Below are 21383 nucleotides of genomic sequence, written 5' to 3'. Positions count from 1 at the left end.
GCCACGGCGGCGCCAGAACTGAGAACCGCGGAAATACGTGTCCGTTGTCGTCAGCCCGCAATGAGATCCCGGACGAGCGCGGCCACTGCGATGAGGACGCCCGCAACTCCAACCGCCATCATGATCCAGTCGTAGTTGTCGCGTCCGCCGGCGGGTTGTGGCGTGCCGGCGCCGCCGGGCGATGGTTGCGGCTCAGGCATGGTGCCGAAGAAGTCGCGACGCCACATGAGGGTCGGGAGTCCGGCGAATCCGCTGCCGCGAGCCAGCACAGGGATGCTCTTCTTGTATCCGGTGTGGAAATCGCAGGTGCCGAGCAATCCACGTACGCGCCATAGACACGGCCGGTGGCGGATCGTCTCCACGCGGCATCGAGTTAACCGCACCCACAGCAGGTAGAAGGCCAGGATGCCGGTGAAGATCGTCGCCGGCCACCATGCTCGCTGCCACAGTAAAATCCCGATAACGACAGTGAGCAGGCTGCCCCAAGCGCGAAATCGCGTCCACCGTCTACGGCGTCGACGTCCCATATGTTTCCCCGCAAACCGTCACGCATACGTTCCGAGACCTAACTTTATGTCAGGTTGGGTTAACTGTCCTAGAAACAGCCAAATTCTCGGGTTTTCTGTCGTGATCGGCGACGGCGCTTGCCAGTGCGAGCGGGACCGTCGACCGCTATCTGGACGTCTGCGAGCGTGGATCCATGGACGAGGAGGTGGTCGGGGCCTGATTCGTTGCCCTTAAAGGACAAGATGAAGGCCAAGCCCGTACGGCCGGGGTGGGGTCTGGGGGCTCCGCCCCAGGAAAAACAACGATGTTCCGACAAACGCGCGAATGGCGTGCTCACCGAGCACGCCATTCGCAGAGAAACAAGTGCGCCGTCAGGGACTCGAACCCCAAACCCGCTGGTTAAGAGCCAGCTGCTCTGCCAATTGAGCTAACGGCGCAGACAGCGGGTTTCCCCTTGCCTGTGATCAGTTACGATAGCAGCCTGAACGGGCGGGGTGGGACCAGGGTGGCATGAGGGGCTCCGATCTGGGGCTCAGGCAACCTGTCGGCCACTTCGGACGTCGTACTGCTAGAGGCAGGGTGCCAAACTCTTGCCGGGCACAGCGGAGTGCCACCGACAGTCCGGTCACCCCGCTGCCGGCTGGGCGCGCGCCCGTGTAGTTACATATCTTCGGGCATCGGTCTAGATCGGGGTTATTCATGCAGGGACTCAAGCGCTGGTCGACAGTCGCGGTGACGGGTGCGGCGGTCATCGCCCTCGCTCTCACCGGCTGCTCGAAGCCGGCCAGCACCGGCGATACCAAGCAGGCCGCCGGCACTCAGACAGGCACTCCGAAGGCGGCTCCGGCCAGCCTGACGATCACGCCGGCCACCGGCGCCGCGAAGATCAGCACCCGGCCGGACGTGAAGATCGCTACCGACGGCAAGGTCTCCGAGGTCGTGGTCACCAACGACAAGAACGAAACTGTCGCGGGCGCGGTCTCCGACGATGGCGTCTGGAAGCCGAACAACCAACTGGCGTACGGCACGAAGTACAGCGTGGCCGCGACGGCCACCAACAAGGACGGCGCGCCGACCAAGGCCACCTCCGCCTTCACCACGATGTCCGCGCCCGGCAAGACCAACGGCGTCGACTTCTATGTGGAGAACGGCGCGAAGGTCGGTGTCGGCCTCCCCATCGTCTTCAAGTTCACCTACTCGGTGCCGACCGCTTCCCGCACCGCGGTGCAGAAGGCGATGTCGATCCGGACCAGCCAGCCGATCGCCGGCGCGTGGCGCTGGGTCGGCTCCGACGAGCTGCACTTTCGGCCGCAGGAATACTGGCCGGCCGGCACCAAGATCGCGGTGAAGTCCGGGATCGGTGGCGTGGACATGGGCAACGGTCGGTACGGGAACCGGGACCGCTCGCTGTCGCTGACCGTTGGCCCGAAGCAGATCCTCGAGGTCGACAACAAGACGCACGTCGCGAAGGCGTACCAGAACGACAAGCTGCTCAGGAGCATGCCGGCATCGCTCGGCAAGCGCAGCACCCCGTCGTCGTCGGGCACCATGGTGGTCATCAACACCAGCCAGAAGGTGACGATGGACTCGTCGACCTATGGCGTCACCAAAGGCATGCCGGGCTATTACAAGGAAGACGTGTATTGGGACGTGCGCTACACGTGGACCGGTGAGTTCGTGCACGGCGCTCCGTGGTCGGTCGACGACCAGGGCAACAGCAACGTCTCGCATGGCTGTGTGAACCTGAGCACCACCAACGCGAAGTGGTTCTTCAACCTGACCCAGCCGGGTGACCTGATCCACATCATCAACACGGTGCACACCGTCACCCCGAACGACGGCTTCACCGACTGGCAGCTGACCTGGGACAACTACCTCAAGGGCGGCACCGCCTACACGACGGTGCAGATGTAGCAGGCGAGCGTACGAGGAAGGCCGACTCGGCAACGAGTCGGCCTTTTTCCTCGCCCAAGGACAACAAAAAAGCCGACTCCAGGGGAGAGTCGGCTCTTCTTGTCGAGATGGGGTGACTGAGGGGACTTGAACCCCCGGCATCCGGGACCACAACCCGGCGCTCTACCAGCTGAGCTACAGCCACCATGCGCGACTTGCTACGACAGCATAGCGAGTCGCTGACAAGCGGTGAGAAGGTGGGGGATCAGTTTCCGGCGGTGTCCGCGACCACCTGGGCGGCGATCGCCTTGGCGGTGTCCACGTCCGGGCCTGGAGGCGCCACGAAGACCGCTCGGCGGTAGTACGCGAGCTCGCGGATGCTTTCCTTGATGTCGGCCAGCGCGCGGTGTGAGAGGCCCTTCTCCGGCTGTCCGTAGTAGACGCGTGGATACCACCGGCGGCAGAGCTCCTTGATGGACGACACGTCGACCATCCGGTAGTGCATGTGGGCGTCCAGCTCCGGCATGTAGCGGGCCAGGAAGCCGCGGTCGGTGGCGATCGAGTTGCCACACAGCGGCGCGCTGCCGGGCTCCGGCACGAACTGGCGCAGGTAGTCGAGCACCTGCTTCTCCGCCTCCGCGAGGGTGACGGTGGACGCCCGTACCTCCTCTGTCAGCCCGGATTTCTGGTGCATCTGGTGCACCACCTCAACCATCGAGTCCAGGGCGGCGTCGTCGGCGTGGATCACCACGTCGACACCGTCCCCGAGAATGGTCAGGTCCGAGTCGGTCACCAGAGCAGCCACTTCGATGAGTTGGTCATGCTCGGTGTCCAAGCCGGTCATCTCACAGTCGATCCATACCAGCCGGTCATTCACGCCGGAGAGCCTACGTTCCGCGGCTCGGCCGCGCAGACCCGACCCGCGATATTTGTGGTCAGGTTTCGTTTTCTCCCGTTTTGCCGTCAGTTCCCGATTGGCTCCGGTGGCCGGCTGGCCCGCTCGTCGTACGCGGTGCGAGCGGCCAGGATCTCGGTGACATTCAGGTCGGCCCAGTGCCCGACCGCGTGCAGCAGGTCCGCGGCGCCCAGGCCCAGTCTGGTCAGCGAATACTCGACGCGTGGCGGCATGGTCGGATAGACCGTACGAGTCACCAGGCCGTCTCGTTCCAGCGTACGCAGCGTCTGCGTTAGGACCTTCTGGGTGAGTCCCTGAAGCCGCCGGCGAAGCTCGTTGAAACGCATGGGCTCGACGTTGAGCTGCAAGGTGCTCATCACCAGCATGGTCCACTTGTTGGCGAGCACTTCCACGATCGTACGCGCCGGACAGACGCTCAGATATTGGCCGACCAGGTCGGCTGAGCGCTTCCAGTCCTGCTCAGCAACGGTATCCATAAGGTACCTGGATATCACCAAGGTGCCTTCTTCACAAGAGTGCCCAAGCGCACCGAAGATAACTGAGCAACCTCTTGCCGATCATCTTGGAGCGTTTTGATGCGTGCGATAAGCCAGCAAGCCTTTGGTGGATCTGACGTCCTGCAACCGGTGGACCTGGACCGGCCGCGGCCGGCCGCCGGGCAGATCCTGGTCCGGGTACGGGCCGCCGGAGTCAACCCGGCGGACTGGAAGATCCGGTCTGGTCTCGTCCCGCTCTTCGGCGAACCGCCGTTCGTCCTCGGCCTGGATGCCGCCGGCGTCGTCGAGGAGCTTGGCGAGGGCGTCACCCGTTTTCAGCCCGGCGACGAGGTTTACGGACTCCCGTTCCCGAATGCCGGTGCGTACGCCGAATTCCTGGTCGCCCCCGCGGAAACCTTCGCCCTCAAACCGAAAACCCTCGACTACGTGCAGTCTGCGGCGATCCCTACGGCGGTTCTGACAGCTGGTCAGTCGCTTGCGGTCGCCGGCTCGCTGCAGGGCCGCCGGGTGCTGATCCAGGCCGCGGCCGGTGGCGTCGGACATATGGGCGTACAGCTCGCCAAGCTGGGCGGCGCGTACGTCATCGGCACCGCCCGCGCTGTCAACGCCGATTTCGTCCGCGATCTCGGCGCCGACGAGGTCATCGACTACACGACGACCGACATCAGCGAGTTGCGCGACATCGACGTGGTCGTGGAGAACGCCGGCGGCGCGGCTTCCGTACGCTCGCTGCGAACTCTCAGGCCAGGTGGTCTTTTCCTGCACGTTGCCGGTCCCGGTCTCGATGTCACCGAAGAGCAAGCGACTGCTCGTGGCGTTCGATTCCAGGACTTCTATGTGGCGCCAGTGGGCACGGACCTGGAGAACTACGCGGCGCTGATCGATAACGGCAAGTTGCGGGTGCACGTGGACCAGGTGTTCGCACTCGAAGATGCGGCCAAAGCTCATGAACTCGGCGAGACGAATCGTACGCGCGGCAAGATCGTGTTGGCTTTGTAAACCGAATCCTCATCCTACGTGACCGCTGACTGGGTGCGGTAGAAGTCAGCGGCGGCGATGGTGGCGGGGACCCCGAGTTCGGTGGCGACCGCGGTGATCGCGGCGTCGCCGATCGAGAGGTCGGCCTGGCCGCCGGGCCGGAAATACGGTGCGATGAACCGCTCGTAGTGGGCTCGGATCTCGTCCGCGGTGTGGCCGCCGAGGAACGTTTCGAGGTGCCGCAGGGTGGTGTCGGGGTCGTCGTGGATCACCCGCACCGCGCGTCGGTGCGCCCGTACGACGGCTTGCACGGCGGGATCGTCCGGCCGAATGTGGGTGGTGTCGACGGCGAGGCCCACGGTTGGGATCTGGAAGTGGTCGCCGACCCAGGCCAGCACCTGCCAGCCGAACTCGGCGGCCACCGCCTCCGGTGCCATGGTGCTGCCGACGAAAGCCGCGTCGACAGTCCCGTCGCGGAGGTGGCGCAGGTCCATGCCGTAATCGCCTGGCGCCCGTACGACCGTGTGGAGGTCACGGTCGGGGTCCAGGCCGGCCCGCCGCAGCACGATCCGGGCGAAGCAGCCGGGTGCGGTGTGCGGGGCGTGTACGGCGAGCCGCCGGCCGGCCAGGTCGGTCAGCGAGGTGAGGCCGGGGCGGGCGAGGAACCAGAACAGCGGGCGGTGGGTGTTGACGGTGAGCGCGACCCACGGAGTGCCGCTGGAGAGCCGGGAGAGCAGGGCCCGGCCGAGCCCGATGGTGGCGCAGCCGCGCAGCCGCTCCTCACTCCAGGTGCAACCGTCGTGCAAGGCGACCCGTACGTCCTCATCGGCGTAAAAGCCTTCCTGGTCGGCGATATAGGCGGCCAGTTCCTCGTGCAGGCCCCGCCCGACGTACGCGAGATCGATGGTGTTCATGTTTAGAACATGTCCATTCCGCCGTTGACCGCGGCGGTGGTGCCGGTCATGAAACCGCTGTCCTCACTGGCATAAAAGGCGACCGCCTGGGCCACATCGGCGGGCAGCGCCAGCCGGCCCACCGGGGTGGCGGCCACTTGCCGCCGGGTCTGTTGGTCGTCGAGTACGTGCGAGATCCTGGTTTCGGCGACCGGGCCGGGTTCCACCACATTGACCGTGATGCCCTGCGGGCCGAGCTCCTGGGCGACGTAGCGGCCGAACTGGGTGAGCGCGGCTTTGGCCGTACCCAACGCGATCATGTCCGCGCGGGGCCGGCGGGACAGACCGGTGCCAAGGAAGATGACGCGTCCCCAGTGCTGTTCGGTCATGGCCGGTAGGACCGCTTTGGTGACCACGAAAGCGGCGCGCATCTCGTCGTCGAGCTTGCCGCCGAGTTCTTCCCACGTCATGTCCCGGAAGGGCTTGATCGCGTACGGGGTAAGGGCATTGTGCACCAGAACGTCGATGCCGCCCCATGTCTGTCGTACGCGCTCGACAAGGGCGTCGACGGCCGCCGGGTCGCGTACGTCCGCCTGCACGGCGATGGCCTGGCCGCCGGCGGCTTCGATGCCGGCGACCACCTCATGCGCAGCCGCCTCGCTGTGCAGATAGTTGACCACCACTCGCATCCCGCGGGCGGCCAGCAGGCGCGCGGTGGCCGCACCGATGCCGCTGCTGGACCCGGTCACCAACGCCACTCTGCCGGTCACGGTCTCGCCTCCGAAACTGAGGAAACTATTTCCGTTTCCATAGTTTCCATCGCTAATCGGGCGCTGTCAAGGCGCTACAGATCACCTCGAGCGGCCGCGATCCCGCGCAGCGCTGCCCGCATGGTTTCCGCGTTTTCGCCGAAAAACCGAACTAACGGAACTGTTCGACCAGGCCGCTCCGTGTCCAGGTGGAACACGTCCTTCCCGTGAAGGAGGCCGCCAAAGCGTACGAACTTGGCGAGACCAACCGTACCCGCGCAAAGATCGTCCTGGCGGTTTAGCGTCGTGGCAAGCAATGTCGGTCGGTGGTGGTCATCGTGTTCTGGCCCCTTCAGTCCTTGGGGAGGGCGTCGACGACGACCTGAAAGCGGCGTGGGTCGAAATAGTCGTGATACTCGCTGATCAGGCCGTCGCGGAAGCGGAAGACGGCGATGTTGTCGTTGGTGTACTCCACGCCGTTGCGCAGGCGCGCCACGTTGCGGTATTCGACGCAGACCGCGTCGGAGTCGGCGGCTGGATATACGCCGGTGAGGTTGGCCTGGAAGAGGTCGAAGTTGGCCATCAGGCCGTGGAAACCGCCGACGATCTCGGCCTTGCCGCGGATCTCGGTGGGGAAGCCTTCGGCTGGGTAGGGGACGGTGATCACTGCTTCGGGGTGCCACAGGTCACCCCAGGCCGTGATGTCCTTTTCCGACAGTAGGCGGAAGAACTCGCGGGCGATGGTTGCGTTGTCGACAGTGGATGTCGTCATGGTTTTTCCTCTTCGTTGGTGAAGGCCGTGTCCCTGGCAAGGTGTTCCCAGGCGTCCAGTTCGGCGGTGAGATCGGTCGTGTGCGCGCGGATCGCGTCGACGGCGTCCGCGCCGAGAGCGAGATGTAAGGGCGGGTGGGGCGCGTCGAGGGCGGCCCGGATGGCGTCCGCTGCCTTGGCTGGATCGCCCAACTGTCGGCCGTCGTTGCGCCTGACCATTTCGCGGGTCGCGCCGACGGTCGCCGCGTACGCGGGCAACTCGGCGCTGTAGTCGGAGGCGGTGAGCAGGTTGGTACGGAAGTTGCCTGGTTCGACGCCCATCCCGAACTGACCAGGGCGCTGAGCCGCGCGACGCTGCAGTCCGGCGCGCTGCTCCGGCCGGACTACTACGCGACCAGCGACCTGTTCAGCGCGGCCATCGAGGTCGGGCAGCAGCGCGGCGAGATCCGGCCGGACGTCGACCCGAGGGCCGTTGGTCGGCTGCTGATCGACGGTTACCTTGGTGTTGTCTACCGGTGGGCGGTCGAGGATGCGGCGCCATCGCCGGAGCGGGACTTCGTCCAGACGGTCGACCTCGTCGTCGAGGGCATCCGGACGCGACCCGCGTGAGGGTGACTATGCGGATCTGGTTTCCGCGATCGTACGCAACGTCGTCCGCATTTTTGTCGCGTGGGGGCCGAAAAACTTGGTATCCAGAGTGCGGGCGACCTCGGTCGCCTGTCGGACGAGCGCGCGGCCGGCGGGGGTGAGGCTGAGGCGTACGGCGCGGGCGTCTGTTGGGTCCGTACGTCGCTCCAGCAGGGCGCGCTCTTGCAATGCGCGGACGATTTTCGAGGTCATCATCCGATCCGCACCGGCCTGTTCGGCGACCGCCTGCTGGGTGGGCGGACCGGCCACGTGCTCCAACCAGCCCGCCGAGGCGAGCAGCATGAACTGGGTCGGCGTGAGGCCGAGCGGGCGCAGTCCGGCGTCCAGTGCGGCTCGCCAGGTCAGCGCCGCGTGATGCAGCCAAAACCCCGGCGACAGCATCGGCCCGGAGTCGCTGTCGGTCATCAGGTGCGGGCCTTGTCCCGTGCGGTTTTTTCCAGGGCGGCAAACGTTTTGAGCATGTCCGTACGAATGCGTTTGCCGAAATAGAACCGAAAAAGCGGCACCAAGGGTCCGCGTACGTGCACGATCTTGGTGCACCGCACCCCGCCGTCGACCGACTCGAAGAGGTTGTCCCCGCTGAGTTTTCCGCCTGGCAGTGGGCATTCCGACGACCATTTGCGCTGCTCGACCACCTCGGTGATGGTCCATTCGGTGGCCGGGCCGCCGTGCGGTTTGGACCAGCCAGTGGTGCCGACGGCGAAGGTGCCGTCGAGTCGGGCGCCTTCCTCGTGCGGGTCCCAGGAGGGCCAGTTGGCCACGTCGGTGACGACCTCCCAGATCGCGTGCAGGTCGGCATCGATGGTCATCTCGGCCTTGATCTCGTACATTGCCAGCTCCTCGTTCTTGTTGTCGCGACAACTATAACAGTTGTCGCGACAACAATGCAAGGATCAGACGGCCCGAATCCGCCAGGTCTGCTCTGGACCGCCGGTGCAGGCCATCGCGACGACACCGGCGCCGTCTTCGAGCGACGAGTCGCGTACGGCCAGGCAGTTCCCCGAATCCACCGCGCGCAGCGTCAGGTAGTGCCAGCCCTGAGAAGGCCCGTTGGACCGAGCCGAAAACAGCTGACCAGGTGCGACCGACTGGTACGGCGACACCTGAAGACTGGCGTCCGGGTCGGTGTTGGCCAGCGTCAGGACGAGCCAGCTGCCGGTGTCGTGCTGCAGGTTCGGGACCCCGTCACGCGCCGGGTTCCACTCCTGGTTGTCCGCTCCCCAACAGGACCACTGCATCACCCGCGCGCCGGCGCGGTTGTCCTGGTCGGTCTTGTCGAGGCATTTGCCCGAGCGCACGTTGAGGATCTGGACGAAGCGGTTCGCGAAGGCACCCTCCCGAACCGGCGGAATCGTGCCTGACGAGGGACCACGAAAGACGAAGACCAAGGCAGCGACGACGACCACGACCGTGCCGGCCGCGAGGAGCGCGATCCATCGCCAGCGATGCCGGCGAGGCGGTTCGGGCGGGCTTGGAACCTCGGCAAGCGACGCTCGTACGCCCTGCAGCCACTGTACGTCCGCCGGCAGCAGCTGCAGCGCGGTCAGGATGGCGCACAGCTCATGCTCGCTCGGCGGATCGCGGCGGGCGTTCTCGATCTCGGAGATCCGCTCCCGGCGGATCGGCTGCCGGTGCGAGCCGGCTCGGACGCTGACGCTGGTCTGGGTCCGCTGCTGGTGGGTGCGGACGGTCTTGAGATGGGCGCCCAGCTGCTGCCAGCTGGCGATCCGCGGCCGCTCGCTGCCCTGCGTGCTGGTCGCTGTCACCGCTGCTGCCCCCGAGGTCGTGTGCGTGAGTGTGGCGACAGCGTAGCGACACCTTTCGCCACAGATTCCCACCGTACTTGCCGCAAGGTCACCGTTGTCAGCAAAATTCGGGAAAGGTGGCTTTTCGGTGACCGCTAAGAAGATCGCGCCAGCGCTGATCGCGCTCCTGCTCGGGGTCGCGTTCCTGTTCGTGAGTACGTCTGTCGCACAGGCCGCGCCGACCAAGATGTGTGGCAAGTACTCGTCGAACCAGCGGCTCAGCCGCGGCCAGGTGATCAGCCGCGCCCAGTCGTGGCTGAACAAGGTGCCCTACAACCAGAACGCCTGCTACTCCAACAGCAACGGCAACTACCGGACGGACTGTTCGGGATACGTGTCGATGGCCTGGGGCCTGTCCTATTCGCGTACGACCGCGGACATTCGCGGCGTCACCAACAACATCAGCCGCGGCAGCCTCGCCCCGGGTGACGCGCTCTGGCACCGCAGCGGCGGCTTCAACCACGTGGCGCTGTTCGTCAAGTGGGGCAACGGCGGCCAGGCGTGGGTCTACGAGGAGTACAACACCGGCCACAAGGCCGAGCAGCGGCTGTGGAAGGCCTCGCAGGTGAACAGCTTCACCCCGATCCGCTACGGCAACATCTACTAACTAACTCCGGGGCGTACGGACCGGCCGCGTGGGCCGGTCCGTACGGCATCAGGCTGGTTCGGAGAGCGAAAGCGCGAAGCGCTGGTCGGGGTCGGTCCACCAGTGGGTGACGGTGAAGCCGGCGGCGGCCAACTCGGCCTCGATGCCGGCGCGTTGGAACTTCGCCGAGATCTCGGTACGAATCTCCTCGCCGGCGGCGATGGTCAGCGACAAATCCAGGTCGGCGATCCGGACCTGCTGGTCGGTACGCGATCGCAGCCGCATTTCGATCCATTCATTGACCGAATCCCAGACCGCGACGTGCTCAAAAGAGTCAATGTCAAAGTCCGCGGACAGGTCGCGGTTGATGACGTGCAGGACGTTCTTGTTGAATTCCGCGGTCACCCCGGCGGCGTCGTCGTACGCGGGGACCAGGATGGCCGGGTCGATGACGAGGCCGGTGCCGAGCAGGAAACTGTCGGCCGGCCCCATTCCGGCGCGGATGCCCGACAGGAAGTCAGCGCGCTGCGCGGGCGTCAGGTTTCCGATCGTACCGCCCAGAAAAGCGATGATCCGCCGGTCGGCGTCGGGCAGATGGTCGAGATGTTTCTCGAAATCGGCAATCAGGCCGTGAACTTCCAGCTCCCGGTAGTCGGCCAGCAAAGCCTCGCTGGCCGGGATCAGCGCGCCCGGGCTCACGTCCACCGGCACATAGCGGCGCAGCGTGCCGGCCTTGTCGAGGGCATCCAGCAGCAGCCGGGTCTTCTCGGACGACCCCGATCCGAGCTCGACCAGCGTGTCGGCCGGGCAGGCCACGGCGACGTCACCGGAATGCGTACGCAGCAGTTCCCGCTCGGTGCGGGTCGGGTAGTACTCCGGTAATTCGGTGATCTGGTCGAAAAGCTCGCTGCCGCGCTCGTCATAAAACCACTTTGGCGGCAGCGTTTTCGGGGTAGCGCCCAGGCCGGCGCGTACGTCCGCGGCCAGCGCGGTGGCCAAGTAGTCCTCGGGCAGGTGGCTGTCCAGCGTGAAACGGTCGGACATGAAAAATGCTCCCTCAGGAATAAGAGTCAAGTGAGCGCAGCGTGACGCCGTCGGTGGTCGCGGTAACCACGGTCGCGTCTGGCACTTCGGTCCACTGTGGAGAGTCGTCGTACGGTTCGGAGGCGACCACCACGAAATCGTCGCCGCGGAGGTAGTAAAGCGACTCGCCGCACCGGGTGCCGGCGATCCGCTCACCGTCGGTGAGCAGGAGATTGAGACGGCCGGTGGCGGTCGCGCGTACGTCGTTCACCACAGTCGCCAGCGAAAAATCGAGGCTGTCACCGGAAACCAGGCGTTGGCTTACGAGCGCCCACAAAACCGCCGCGTCGGTCGGCGCGTCCAGCGTCATGAGGTCGGCCGTACGCACCGTGGAAGCGAGCTTTTCCAAGGACTCCGGCCAGCCGTGCACGATCCCGTTGTGGCTGAAAAGCCACTGCCCGGAAGAAAAAGGAGCGCAGGCGCCATCGGAGACAGGCATGCCCTCGGATGCCGATCGTACGGCCGCCAGCACGGCCGGCGATCGCAAGGACGAAGCCAGCGACGGGAAGGAGGTGTCCGTCCACATCGGAACGGCCCGTCGATAGCGGCCCACACCGTCAGGGCCGTACCAGCCGACCCCGAAACCGTCCACGTTGACGGTCGCGGTGCCGAGCACTCGCCGCGGTGCCCAGGCCTGCCGGTGCAGCCCGTACGTCGGCTCCAGAAGCAGCGACGACAGGGTGACCGGTGGGCCCAGGTATGCCAGATGTCGGCACACGGTCAGGAAATCTCGGCCGGTGTCGCCGTCCGGGCGCAGCGGAATCCGGTGAAGATCTGCCGTCGAATAGGGAAGTCCCAGTTCCGGAACGTCGACCGGCAGGCCGCGAGGTCGGTGCCGAACGAGCCGCCGCGCAGGATGCGGAAGTCGTCCGTACCGAAGAAGACCTCCGAATACTCCTTATACGGGAAGGCGGTGAAACCGGGATAGGGAGCCAACGGTGAGGAAGTCCATTCCCACACGTCACCGATCATTTGCTGGACGCCATAGGCGGACGCGCCCTGTGGGTACGCGCCGACCGTGGCCGGTTGGAGATGGCGTTGGCCGAGGTTCGCGTGCGCGGCGCTCGGATCGTCGTCACCCCACGGATAACGCCGAGATCGATCCGACGCGGGGTCGTGCCGAGCGGCCTTTTCCCACTCCGCCTCGGAAGGCAGCCGCTTGCCCACCCAGGCCGCGAAAGCTTCGGCTTCGTAGAAGGAAACGTGCAGCACCGGCTCATCCGCTGGCACGGGTTCCACCTGCCCGAACCGCCGGCGCAGCCAGCGTTGTCCGTCCCGTTCCCAGAAAAGCGGCGCGGACAGCCCGGCGGCCATCCGGTGATCCCACCCGGCTGCCGACCACCAGCGTGGGTCGTCGTAGCCACCGGCGGCGAGGAAGCCGATGTATTCGGCGTTGGTGACGGGAAAAGTGTCCATCCAGAAAGCGGGCACGTCGATCTGGTGAGCCGGCCGCTCGTTGTCCAGCGCCCAGGGCTCGACGCTGGTCCCCATGGTGAAAGGACCAGCTGGGACCAAAACCTGCGACGGGTACGAGTGCGCGGCACCGCCGGTCGGGTGCGGTGGCGCCGGCGCGCTCAGGACCGGCTCGCCGGCCCGCAGTTGGTGGGTCGCCAGCATGGTCTCGTCGTGTTGCTGCTCGTGTTGCACGATCATCCCGAAAGCGAAGCCGGACCGTACCAGCCGGCGGGCCGTGTCCACGCCAACATCGGTGCTGTCCAAGACATCCAGCACCTTCGTGCGTACGTCCCCGACATAACCGCGAGCCTCGCCGGGGCCGAGCAGCGGCAACGCCGGCCGGTCCGCCCGGGCGTTCTGGAACGCGTCATAAAGGTGGTCGATGTCCTCCCGCAGTGGGTCGCGACCGCCCACGTCCCGTACCAGCCAAAGCTCTTCCTGGTTGCCGATGTGTGCGAGATCCCAGACCAGGGGGGACATCAACGGCGAGTGCTGCGCGGTCAGGTCGGACTCGTCGACGGCGTCGGTCAGCAGCTGGGTCCGCTGCCGGCTCCGGGTCAGCTCGTCGGCGATGTGTTGCTTCAGGTTCGTGGCGCCGGTGGGCGTCATCGGGAAACCTCCGGTGAGAGGGTGTCGTCGGCGGGGGATCGCCCCTTGACGGTGTACGTCTGGAAGAAGTCCTCGACTCGCTCGACGATCGCGGCATCGGCGTTTGTCCGCCGCAGAGCCCCAATCGAAGCGTCCAGGATCGCGATCGCCGCGGTTCCGATGGCCGGGTCGGCCAGCCCGTACCGAGCGGCTTGGGACCAAAGACCGGACACGGACTCGGCCGCGCCGGCCGCCACGTCCGCCGCGATCGGGTCGTCCAGCAGCGCCGAAAGCACCGCCAGCGGCACCACCCAACCGTCGCCTGGCTGGGCGTCCAAATAGCGCACCTCCAGGTGGCTGCCGCGCGGCCGGACCGGCGGAAACAGCGTCGAGAGGTGATAGTCCAGGTCGTCGTACGTCGGCGCCGGCAGATGCTTGCCGGCGATCCAGTCGGCGAAGGTCAGCGGGCCCGGGGGACTCCAGTCGGATCCGTCCCCGCGGATGGCGATGACCTGGGCGTCCAGCGCATACCGGGCATAACCGGCCGCTGGCTCCAGCGCGAGATCGGGTTGGCTGGTCCGACCGGGGTCGGCGCCCGACCACAGCTTGCGCCGGGTGGACTTCCAGCCGGTGTCGCGGCCCGCGAACCGCGGCGAGTTCGCGAAGGCGGCCACCAGCGGCGGCCCGATCAGGTGTAGCAACCACCACCGTTCCCGAGACGTCAACCCGGTATCGACGCAGATCTGAACGGCCGCGGTGGAGCACATCCCGCCCACGCCATCGGGCCCGTACGAGTCGAAATGGTGATTCATGGCCGCATAGCGCGGCGTACGAAGGATGCGCTGAGGATGCCGATACTCGTCGACGGCCGCACCGGATGGTTCGATGGCCGCGTCGCGGAGCAGGTGCCGGAGGTAGGTGGCGTCGGCAGTGGTGGCGGCGATGCACTCGGTGAGCCCGTGGTACGGCTGAGTGCTGATCTCGATCTGGCCGCCTGGCTCGACTGTGACGAAAGAGCCTGCCGGGAGAGCTGTTGCGGGGCTGTTGACAGCGATGCTGGTCGGCGTGTGTGGACCCAGTGCGGCGGTGAGCCGCTCCACCCCGATCGCTGTCGCGGGGTTGTCCCGATCATGCAGAATCCATTCGAGCTCGATGCCCAGAAGCGCTGGTGGACCGGTCTTGAAGCAGGTGGATGCGACATACACCTCGGCGTCGGTGATGCGGGAAACCGTGCGGTTCCGCAGCGTCGGGGTAGCCGCATCCCGGTGGATGAGGTTAGTCATGAACTCCACCCAAGCACACCGGTACGACAGTTGCTCGTCATTGATCTGACGAATTGGTTACGTACGAAGGCGACATTCAGGGGAAGGAATGCCCTATTTGCCGCTCCAGAACGTCACCCCCATTTCGTCGAATCGGACGAAAAGGGCACTTAGCCAGTCCGGTCAGGGTTTTGACGAGGGAGCGACGGCGTCGTAGAACTGGCGGCCCATGAGCGTACGGGCGTGGATGAGCGGGTGCGTTGGGCCGAAGTTGGTGTTGTCGCCGTCTCTGGTGGCGAACATCGCGTACGTGAGCGCTGGCTGGCCGCCGGCGGTGAAGATCACGCCGGCTTCGTTGCGGCCGCTGTTCAGGGAGCCGACCTTGCTGGCGACTCGCAGCCGCTCGGTGGTCGACATGTTCAGCCGGATGCCGTCGGTGTACGCGATCGGGGAGCGCAGGATCGTCAGCAGGTAGCTGGTCGAAGCGGCCGCGAGGAGTTTGCCGGTGGCCAGGGCCTGCAGCAGGTCGTGCGCCTCTTTCGGGGTGGTCTTGCCAAGGAAGAACCGGTGCGGGTCGGCGGCCGGTGTGACCTGGGTGTGCGGGAAGCCTTTCGCGGTCATCGTGGCGTTGATCTCGGAAGCCGTACACACCAGTCCGCAGAGCCGGACCGCGGTGTCGTCGGACACCGTGAGCAGCGCGGAGAGGGCGTGCCCGACGGTCACGTTGCTGGGGTAGGCGCCGTCGAGGCGGAAGATGCCGTCGCCGTCCGGGATGACGATGTCGGCGGTGACATCGACCTTCGCGTCCAGCTTGAGGGTGCCCTTATCGACCTTGTCGAGCACCGCCGTCGCGACGGCGAGTTTGTTGATGCTGTACGCCTCGACGACAGCATCTGACCCGACATCGACCGCAGCTATTGCAGGTGCCGGGGTGCCGGCCACCGACACGTATGCGTTCCAGGTGCCGCCGGCCTGTGCGGACGCGGTGTCGTACGACGCCTTCACGAGCTCGGCGACTCGGTGCGGATCGGCGCTGGGCGATGGGGTGGGCGTGGCAGGCGGAGTGGGCGATGGCGACAGGGTGCCGACGGCTGGCGCGCTCCCGGTCGCGTACGCGCCGCCACCGGCGGCGAGCACGGTGCTGGCGGCGCTGACGGTGCCCAGCCGCAGAGCTGTTCGGCGGCTCACGTTCGGCATCCGGGCCTCCTCGACGAGCGACAGGGATCCGTTTGATAGCGATTCGTCCGTTATGAGTCTAAGGAGGGGGAGGCCGTTTTCCGGCTGACCGCAGCCGGCCTGTCGCCGTGTCCGTCAAGTTCTTAGGATCGAATTCGTGACTGAACCGAGGTTCGACCGTACCCACACCGACGACCTGATGCGCTTCATCCAGGCGAGTCCGTCGCCGTACCACGCCGTGGCGAACGCCGCGAAACAGCTGGTCACGGCCGGTTTCACGGAAACCGCCGAGACGGACGCCTTCCCCACCGAGCCGGGCGGTCACTACCTGATCCGGGGCGGCACGCTGGTCGCGTGGTGGGTGCCCGACGGCGCGCCGGCGCACACGCCGTTCCGGATCGTCGGTTCGCACACCGACTCGCCCAACCTGCGGATCAAGCCACGCCCGGACACCGGCCGGGCGGGGTGGCGGCAGGTCGGCATCGAGGTCTATGGCGGCCCGCTGTGGAACTCGTGGCTGGACCGGGACCTCGGGCTGTCCGGCCGGCTGGCGCTGGCCGACGGCAGCCAACGGCTCGTCCACATCGAACAGCCGTTCCTGCGGGTCCCGCAGCTGGCGATCCACCTGCATCGGTCGACCAACGAAGCGCTGACGCTGGACCCGCAAACCCACCTCGAGCCGGTGTGGGGCCTCGGTACGCCGACAGATGGCGAGCTCATCGCGTACGTGGCCAAGCACGCGGGCGTCGCCGCCGAGGACGTGCTCGGCTGGGATCTGATGACCCACGACGTGCAGCCGCCGGCCTACCTCGGCCGCGACGGCGAGCTGTTGGCGGCGCCCCGGATGGACAATCTGGTGTCCGTACACGCCTCTGTCGCCGCGGTGATTTCCGCGGTCGGCAACGGCGACTCGATCCCGGTGATGGTCGCCAACGACCACGAGGAGATCGGCAGCAAGTCCGACACCGGCGCCGAAGGCCCCCTGCTCCTGACGGTCCTGCGTCGGCTCGTGCACAGCCGCGGCGGGTCGTACGACGACGAGGCCCGGGCGCTCGCCGGTTCGTTCTGTATCTCGGCGGACATGGGCCATGCAGTGCACCCGAACTATCCGGAAAAGCACGAGCCGAACCATCAGCCGGTGCCCAACGGCGGCCCGATGCTCAAGGTGAACGCCACCCAGCGATACACCACAGACGCCAACGGTCGGGCACTTTTCGCGACCACTTGCGAAAAAGCGGGCGTACCATGGCAGATTTTCGTGTCCAACAACCGGCAGCCGTGTGGCAGCACGATCGGCCCGAGCACGGCCGCCGGGGTGGGCATTCGTACGGTCGACATCGGCGTCGCGGCGCTGTCGATGCACTCGGCCCGCGAACTCTGTGGCGCCGCCGACCCGTATTTGCTGGCCTCCTGCCTGGCCGCTTTCTACGAAGGTTGAGCTTTAGTGATGAAAGCTGGCGTTGGCGCGTACGGGAGTGGTCTGCGCCTGCAGTTCGGGCAGTAGTCGCTTGATGTCGGCGACCAACTGGTCGGCGAGCGCGGCGGAGAAACCGTTGCGGACGACCACTCGCAGGACCGCGAGATCCGTACGGTTCTCCGGAAAGGTGTAAGCCGGTAGTTGCCAGCCGCGTTCGCGGAGTCGCCGCGACACGTCGAAAACCGTGAACGCGGTCACGTCCGGCTGGGTGGTGAAGGCGAAAACCGGCAGCTGGTCGCCGCGGGTCAGCAGCTGGAACGGGCCGAGGTGCGCGATCTTGGCGGCCAAATCCATCGCGATGTCCCGCGATGCCTGCTGGACAATCCGGTAGCCTTCCCGGCCCAGCCGTAAAAACGTGTAGTACTGAGCGGCCACCTGCGCGCCGGGCCGGGAGAAGTTCAGCGCGAAGGTGGGCATCTCACCGCCGAGGTAGTTCACCCGGAAGACCAGTTCTTCGGGCAGTGCCTCGCGATCGCGCCACACCACCCATCCCACCCCCGGATAAACCAGCCCGTACTTGTGCCCTGAGGTGTTGATCGACGCGACCCTGGGCAGCCGGAAATCCCATTCCAGCCCCGGATCCAGGAAGGGCGCGACCATTGCGCCGGAAGCGCCGTCCACGTGCACCGGAATGTCCAGGCCAGTCTTTTCCTGCAGAGTGTCCAAAGCCGCCGCGATCTCGGCGATCGGCTCATAACTGCCGTCGAAAGTGGAGCCGAGAATGCCGACCACGCCAATGGTGTTCTCGTCGCAGCGGGCCACCGCCTCGGCCGGCGAGATGACATATCGATCGCCTTCCATCGGTACGAACCGGGGCTCGACTTCCCAGTAGTTGCAGAACTTCTCCCAGCAGACCTGGACGTTGATGCCCATCACCAGATTCGGCTTGCCCTTAAGCCCCTTGGCCGCCCACCGCCGTTTCAGCGCCATCCCGGCCAACATGCACGCCTCGGACGAGCCGGTGGTCGAGCAGCCAATGGTGGTGGTCGGGTCGGCCGCGTGCCAGAGGTCGGCGAGGATCGCCACACAGCGGCGCTCCAGCTCGGCGGTCTGCGGATACTCGTCCTTGTCGATCATGTTCTTGTCCGCACACTCGGCCATCAGCCGGGCCGCCTGCGGTTCCATCCAGGTGGTCACGAAGGTGGCCAGGTTGAGCTTGGCGTTGCCGTCCAGGATCAGCTCGTCGTGGACCAGCTGGTAGGCCGCCTCCGGCGGGATCGGCCCGTCCGGCAGGCTCGCGTACGGCAGCTGGATGTCCTCGCTGATCGCCGGCGAGGCTTCGGTGAGCATCGGATTCACCGTGTGCCGCGACGATTCCGGCCTCTGTCCACCCTGGTGCAGCGCCATTTCTCCCTCTTCCGTCAGCTGGCTTCTACCGTGCCATGCGAGCGAAGCAGCGTCAGGTCCGACTCGCCGCCGTCCTCGTCCCATCCGTCCAGGACCTTGGCGAACTCGGTCCTGGTCGCCGCCTCGATCTCGTCGAAGAGGCTCTGCTGGGCTGGCGCGTCTTCGTTGCGGACGATGTTTTCCAGTCGTGGCAACAGGTTGTCCGCCGACCACCGCGGCGCCGCCAGCGGGTGCCGGCGCAGCTCCCATTCCAGGAACTTGTTGAAGGGACGAACCCTGCGGTGCAGCGCGAAGATCACGGTTAACAGGTGCGCGATGCTGTCGGCCGCGTCGAGATGCGCCGCGAGCGTACGCCCGTCGCGGCGGTTTTTGGCCGCACGATAGGCAGAGTTGATGTACGCGTCCAAAGCGCCGGCGGTCAGGTTATGGGCTTCCTTTGACGTGAGCCGGGCCTTGCGGTGCACGATCGCCGCGATGTCCGCCCGGTCGATCAGGATTTTGGCGTGTACGAACGCATAGCGGTCCCAGTCTTCCGGCTCGCCAGGCAGCGCGTAGCGGCGGAACGCGGACAGAGACATCCAGTCGAGGTCGAGTTCGGGTGTACGCACTGGCTGCCAACCGGGTTCGACGCCGTCCGCGATAATCAAGTAGACGTCGTAGTCGGAATGTTCGGTCGCCATGCCGTCACGGGCTTTGGAACCACTGAGCACCGCGCCGACGACGGCCGGGTCGGCCTCGGCGCGCCGCATCAGGTCAGCAAAAGAAAGCATCTCGGAGTCTCCTCACGACGAAATAGACCCAGCGTCGGTTGACGCGGGTCGCGAGTGTCGCCTGAGGGTCATTCCACGCTCGTACGGTAGCCAGCGCCCGGTCGCCGGCGCGAACGGATTTCCCAGCAAGTGGAAGGTGATGGCCGTTACCCTGTGAATAATGCCACCGTACCGGCACAATGGTCGCTATGAAGTTGCACGAGAAAATTGACGGCCGGCTGCGGGACTTCGTGCTCGATCAGCCGGTCTTTTTCGTCGGCACCGCGCCGCTGGCCTCCAACGGCCATGTGAACGTGTCGCCGAAGGGGATGCGGGGCACGCTCGCGGTGCTCGACGAGCGCCGGGTCGCCTACCTCGACTATGTCGCGAGTGGCGCCGAAACCATCGCGCACCTGCGCGAAAACGGCCGGATCGTGGTGATGTTCTGCGCCTTCAGCGGGCCGCCCAACGTCGTACGGCTGCACGGCCACGGCCGTGTCGTGCTGCCTGATGACGTGGATTTTCCCGACCTGCAGAAGCATTTCCTCGATCAGCCGCAGCACGCCGTACGAGCCATTATCGACGTTGAGGTCGATCGGGTCAGCGACTCGTGCGGTTTCAGCGTGCCGCGGCTGGACTACGTCGAGGATCGCGACCTGCTCGTCCGTCATTTCGGGCGAAAGAACAACGAAGAGGTCGAGGCGTATATGACTGCCAAGAACTCGTACAGCATCGACGGCCTTCCGGCGCTCAGTCCAGAGTGAGGGAAGTGGCCGCCGCGGCCAGCACCTCTGGCGCCGGCGGCCCGTCCGCGGCGCTGACCAGACCTTGGTTCTGCTCCACGAAATAACGCAGCTTTGACTCGTACGCGGCAAATCCGGCCTGATGGTCGCCGCCGGCGGCCTTGAGTTCGGCGGCGAGGACGTAAGCGCCGACCAGAGCAAGGCTGGTGCCCTGTCCGGAAAGTGGTGAAGCCGCATAGCCGGCGTCGCCGACGAGCGAGACCCGGCCGTTGGACCAGCTGTCCATCTTGACCTGGCTCATCATGTCGAAATAAAAGTCCGGAGCCGCCCACATCGCCTTCAGCAGCCGCTGCGTTTCCCAGCCGGTGTCCACAAAAGTGTCCTCGACCAGCTGCATTTGCTGGCGAGTGTCCCGCCGGTCGTACGCGACTGGCTCGGACCGGAAGCCGAACATGCCGCGCGCTTCCGAGTTCTGCCGGGCGGTGTAGTAGCCAACCATTTTCTCGCCGTCCCGGTGAAAGGTTTCCCAGTGCTCCAGACCGAGAAAATTCGGGGTGCTGAAGACGCTGAGATACGTGCCGAGGTCGGTCAGGAAGTCTTTCTCTGGACCAAAAGTCAGGGCACGTACGGCTGAGTGCAGACCATCCGCGCCGATCACCAGGTCAAATCGTCGAGCCGGCGTGTACTCGAACGTGACCGTGACGCCGTTGTCGTCCTCTACGAGCGCGGTAATGGTGTCGTCAAAGACATATTCGACGGTGTCCTTGGTCTGCCGATAGAGCAGGCCGGTCAGGTCGTCTCGCATGATCTCCACGTCCGGGTTGTCGATCACTCCGCCGGTCAGCGTCGCTTCGGTGCTGCGCATGACCTCGGTGCCGTCGGCGTCCACAAAGGACATGCCGGCCAGGTGGGTGGCGGCCTGCCGGGCCTCGTCCAGGATGCCCATCCGGTCGACGACTTCCAGCGCGGTGCCACGGATGTCGATCGCCTGGCCGCCAGGCCGAAGACCGGGAGCGCGCTCGACGACAGTCGGACCGAAGCCGTGCCGGTGCAGCCAGTAGGCGAGCGTGGGGCCGGCGATGCTGCCGCCGCAGATGAGCACAGTCGTGTTCCGCATGATGGTCTCCCCAGTATTTGTACGCCGTACGGGTCAGTGCGTACACCGTATCGACAGAACGGTCGGGCCTGCTAGTTTTTCGGTAGAGCAAAGAAAAAAAATCCAAACTGTACTAGGTCAGGAGGCTCAGTTGACCGGTACGA

23 protein-coding genes and 2 tRNA genes are annotated in these 21383 nt (G+C 65.9%); 6 read left to right on the top strand and 19 right to left on the bottom strand.

What is annotated here, in order from left to right:
- Positions 1-50 precede the first annotated feature (50 nt).
- Together ABD301_RS19340 and ABD301_RS19335 are read right to left on the bottom strand one after the other, a co-directional pair.
- The gene (locus ABD301_RS19340) at positions 51-527 is read right to left on the bottom strand and encodes a hypothetical protein (RefSeq protein WP_163571700.1); all 477 of its coding nucleotides are present in this window, start codon (positions 525-527) and stop codon (positions 51-53) included.
- 344 nt (positions 528-871) lie between these two features.
- Positions 872-944 (bottom strand) — tRNA-Lys (locus ABD301_RS19335).
- A 262-nt stretch (positions 945-1206) separates the two neighbouring features.
- Here ABD301_RS19335 and ABD301_RS19330 point away from each other — a divergent pair.
- On the top strand, positions 1207-2421 hold the full coding sequence (locus ABD301_RS19330) for a L,D-transpeptidase (protein WP_344311635.1): 1215 nt from the start codon (positions 1207-1209) through the stop codon (positions 2419-2421).
- Positions 2422-2529: 108 nt separating this feature from the next.
- Here the strand turns inward: ABD301_RS19330 and ABD301_RS19325 are convergent.
- From ABD301_RS19325 to ABD301_RS19315, 3 genes are all read right to left on the bottom strand, one after another.
- Positions 2530-2605, bottom strand: a tRNA-His gene (locus tag ABD301_RS19325).
- Positions 2606-2665: 60 nt separating this feature from the next.
- The gene (orn, locus tag ABD301_RS19320) at positions 2666-3277 is read right to left on the bottom strand and encodes an oligoribonuclease (RefSeq protein WP_163571703.1); all 612 of its coding nucleotides are present in this window, start codon (positions 3275-3277) and stop codon (positions 2666-2668) included.
- 86 nt (positions 3278-3363) lie between these two features.
- Positions 3364-3792 (bottom strand): winged helix-turn-helix transcriptional regulator, encoded by a 429-nt coding sequence (locus ABD301_RS19315; RefSeq protein ID WP_163571704.1) that lies wholly within the window; start codon positions 3790-3792, stop codon positions 3364-3366.
- A 99-nt stretch (positions 3793-3891) separates the two neighbouring features.
- Between ABD301_RS19315 and ABD301_RS19310 the strand changes: the two genes are divergently transcribed.
- Entirely contained in the window at positions 3892-4812 is a 921-nt protein-coding gene (locus tag ABD301_RS19310) for an NADP-dependent oxidoreductase (RefSeq protein WP_344311633.1), read from the top strand.
- Positions 4813-4826: 14 nt separating this feature from the next.
- Here ABD301_RS19310 and ABD301_RS19305 read toward each other — a convergent pair whose 3' ends face one another.
- From ABD301_RS19305 to ABD301_RS19295, 3 genes are all read right to left on the bottom strand, one after another.
- Positions 4827-5705: an ABC transporter substrate-binding protein gene (locus ABD301_RS19305; protein WP_163571705.1), complete on the bottom strand. Its 879-nt coding sequence runs from the start codon at positions 5703-5705 to the stop codon at positions 4827-4829.
- Between the two features lie 2 nt (positions 5706-5707).
- Positions 5708-6454, bottom strand: a complete 747-nt coding sequence (locus tag ABD301_RS19300; protein WP_163571706.1) for an SDR family NAD(P)-dependent oxidoreductase — start codon at positions 6452-6454, stop codon at positions 5708-5710.
- 331 nt (positions 6455-6785) lie between these two features.
- Complete coding sequence (locus ABD301_RS19295; RefSeq protein WP_163571707.1) at positions 6786-7205, bottom strand: nuclear transport factor 2 family protein; 420 nt, start codon at positions 7203-7205, stop codon at positions 6786-6788.
- A 134-nt stretch (positions 7206-7339) separates the two neighbouring features.
- On the opposite strand from ABD301_RS19295, the gene ABD301_RS19290 reads away from it, so the two are divergent.
- A complete protein-coding gene (locus tag ABD301_RS19290; protein WP_344311630.1) occupies positions 7340-7813 on the top strand; it encodes a hypothetical protein in 474 nt (157 codons plus the stop codon).
- 6 nt (positions 7814-7819) lie between these two features.
- Here ABD301_RS19290 and ABD301_RS19285 read toward each other — a convergent pair whose 3' ends face one another.
- The 3 genes from ABD301_RS19285 to ABD301_RS19275 form a co-directional block, all read right to left on the bottom strand.
- The gene (locus ABD301_RS19285; protein ID WP_344311629.1) at positions 7820-8257 is read right to left on the bottom strand and encodes a MarR family winged helix-turn-helix transcriptional regulator; all 438 of its coding nucleotides are present in this window, start codon (positions 8255-8257) and stop codon (positions 7820-7822) included.
- A complete protein-coding gene (locus ABD301_RS19280; RefSeq protein ID WP_163571710.1) occupies positions 8257-8682 on the bottom strand; it encodes an SRPBCC family protein in 426 nt (141 codons plus the stop codon). The genes ABD301_RS19285 and ABD301_RS19280 overlap by 1 nt, the downstream gene beginning before the upstream one ends.
- Before the next feature lie 63 nt (positions 8683-8745).
- Positions 8746-9618 carry an RICIN domain-containing protein gene (locus ABD301_RS19275; RefSeq protein WP_344311628.1) on the bottom strand — a complete coding sequence of 291 codons (873 nt, stop codon included), beginning with the start codon at positions 9616-9618 and terminating at the stop codon, positions 8746-8748.
- Between the two features lie 127 nt (positions 9619-9745).
- Here ABD301_RS19275 and ABD301_RS19270 point away from each other — a divergent pair, with 127 nt between their 5' ends.
- Positions 9746-10264: an NlpC/P60 family protein gene (locus tag ABD301_RS19270; protein WP_163571712.1), complete on the top strand. Its 519-nt coding sequence runs from the start codon at positions 9746-9748 to the stop codon at positions 10262-10264.
- Between the two features lie 48 nt (positions 10265-10312).
- On the opposite strand, the gene egtD is transcribed toward ABD301_RS19270, so the two are convergent.
- The 5 genes from egtD to ABD301_RS19245 all read right to left on the bottom strand — a co-directional run bounded on the left by egtD (position 10313) and on the right by ABD301_RS19245 (position 15828).
- The gene (gene egtD, locus ABD301_RS19265; RefSeq protein ID WP_163571713.1) at positions 10313-11287 is read right to left on the bottom strand and encodes an L-histidine N(alpha)-methyltransferase; all 975 of its coding nucleotides are present in this window, start codon (positions 11285-11287) and stop codon (positions 10313-10315) included.
- A 13-nt stretch (positions 11288-11300) separates the two neighbouring features.
- Entirely contained in the window at positions 11301-12044 is a 744-nt protein-coding gene (egtC, locus tag ABD301_RS19260) for an ergothioneine biosynthesis protein EgtC (RefSeq protein WP_163571714.1), read from the bottom strand.
- 2 nt (positions 12045-12046) lie between these two features.
- Positions 12047-13390 carry an ergothioneine biosynthesis protein EgtB gene (gene egtB / locus ABD301_RS19255; RefSeq protein WP_163571715.1) on the bottom strand — a complete coding sequence of 448 codons (1344 nt, stop codon included), beginning with the start codon at positions 13388-13390 and terminating at the stop codon, positions 12047-12049.
- A complete protein-coding gene (gene egtA / locus ABD301_RS19250; RefSeq protein WP_344311626.1) occupies positions 13387-14652 on the bottom strand; it encodes an ergothioneine biosynthesis glutamate--cysteine ligase EgtA in 1266 nt (421 codons plus the stop codon). The genes egtB and egtA overlap by 4 nt, the downstream gene beginning before the upstream one ends.
- A gap of 162 nt (positions 14653-14814) precedes the next feature.
- Positions 14815-15828 carry a serine hydrolase gene (locus tag ABD301_RS19245; protein WP_344311625.1) on the bottom strand — a complete coding sequence of 338 codons (1014 nt, stop codon included), beginning with the start codon at positions 15826-15828 and terminating at the stop codon, positions 14815-14817.
- A gap of 136 nt (positions 15829-15964) precedes the next feature.
- On the opposite strand from ABD301_RS19245, the gene ABD301_RS19240 reads away from it, so the two are divergent.
- Positions 15965-17245, top strand: coding sequence for a M18 family aminopeptidase (locus tag ABD301_RS19240; RefSeq protein WP_344311624.1), 1281 nt, complete (start codon positions 15965-15967; stop codon positions 17243-17245).
- A 3-nt stretch (positions 17246-17248) separates the two neighbouring features.
- Here the strand turns inward: ABD301_RS19240 and gad are convergent, their stop codons facing one another.
- Positions 17249-18574 (bottom strand): glutamate decarboxylase, encoded by a 1326-nt coding sequence (gad, locus tag ABD301_RS19235; protein ID WP_344311623.1) that lies wholly within the window; start codon positions 18572-18574, stop codon positions 17249-17251.
- 71 nt (positions 18575-18645) lie between these two features.
- Complete coding sequence (locus ABD301_RS19230) at positions 18646-19401, bottom strand: hypothetical protein (RefSeq protein WP_163571718.1); 756 nt, start codon at positions 19399-19401, stop codon at positions 18646-18648.
- Between the two features lie 188 nt (positions 19402-19589).
- Here ABD301_RS19230 and ABD301_RS19225 point away from each other — a divergent pair, with 188 nt between their 5' ends.
- Positions 19590-20144, top strand: coding sequence for a pyridoxamine 5'-phosphate oxidase family protein (locus ABD301_RS19225; RefSeq protein ID WP_344311622.1), 555 nt, complete (start codon positions 19590-19592; stop codon positions 20142-20144).
- On the opposite strand, the gene ABD301_RS19220 is transcribed toward ABD301_RS19225, so the two are convergent.
- Complete coding sequence (locus ABD301_RS19220) at positions 20131-21240, bottom strand: FAD-dependent monooxygenase (RefSeq protein WP_344311621.1); 1110 nt, start codon at positions 21238-21240, stop codon at positions 20131-20133. The genes ABD301_RS19225 and ABD301_RS19220 overlap by 14 nt on opposite strands.
- Positions 21241-21383: the final 143 nt, after the last annotated feature.

This window comes from Fodinicola feengrottensis (genome assembly GCF_039530045.1).
Lineage (GTDB): Bacteria > Actinomycetota > Actinomycetes > Mycobacteriales > HKI-0501 > Fodinicola > Fodinicola feengrottensis.
This window is presented reverse-complemented; position numbering and strand designations above follow the sequence as displayed.